The 848-nt window shown below is 51.3% G+C and carries 1 rRNA gene; it reads right to left on the bottom strand.

The features are described 5' to 3' along the window. Positions 1 to 848 (bottom strand): 23S ribosomal RNA (locus SB764_RS38160); the annotation flags it as partial.

Raw genomic sequence — 848 nt, forward strand, 5'->3', positions numbered from 1 at the left:
GACGAGCCTTCCTCAGGAAACCTTAGTCATACGGTGGATGGGATTCTCACCCATCTTTCGCTACTCATACCGGCATTCTCACTTCTAAGCGCTCCACAAGTCCTTCCGGTCTTGCTTCACAGCCCTTAGAACGCTCTCCTACCACTGTTCGAAGAACAGTCCGCAGCTTCGGTGATACGTTTAGCCCCGGTACATTTTCGGCGCAGAGTCACTCGACCAGTGAGCTATTACGCACTCTTTAAATGATGGCTGCTTCTAAGCCAACATCCTGGTTGTTTTGGGATCCTCACATCCTTTCCCACTTAGCCATGACTTGGGGACCTTAGCTGGAGGTTAGGGTTGTTGCCCTTTTCACGACGGACGTTAGCACCCGCCGTGTGTCTGCCGAGTAGTACTCCCGGGTATTCGGAGTTTGGTTAGGATCAGTAAGACGGTGAGTCCCCATAGCCCATCCAGTGCTCTACCCCCCGGGGTATTCGCTCGACGCTCTACCTAAATAGATTTCGCGGAGAACCAGCTATTTCCGAGTTTGATTGGCCTTTCACCCCCAGCCACAAGTCATCCGCTAATTTTTCAACATTAGTCGGTTCGGTCCTCCAGTTAGTGTTACCCAACCTTCAACCTGCCCATGGCTAGATCACCGGGTTTCGGGTCTATACCCTGCAACTTAACGCCCAGTTAAGACTCGGTTTCCCTTCGGCTCCCCTATTCGGTTAACCTTGCTACAGAATATAAGTCGCTGACCCATTATACAAAAGGTACGCAGTAACACAGATTGCTCTGTGCTCCCACTGCTTGTACGTACACGGTTTCAGGTTCTTTTTCACTCCCCTCGCCGGGGTTCTTTT

Source organism: Paraburkholderia sp. SIMBA_027 (assembly GCF_046535315.1).
GTDB classification, from domain to species: Bacteria; Pseudomonadota; Gammaproteobacteria; order Burkholderiales; family Burkholderiaceae; genus Paraburkholderia; species Paraburkholderia tropica.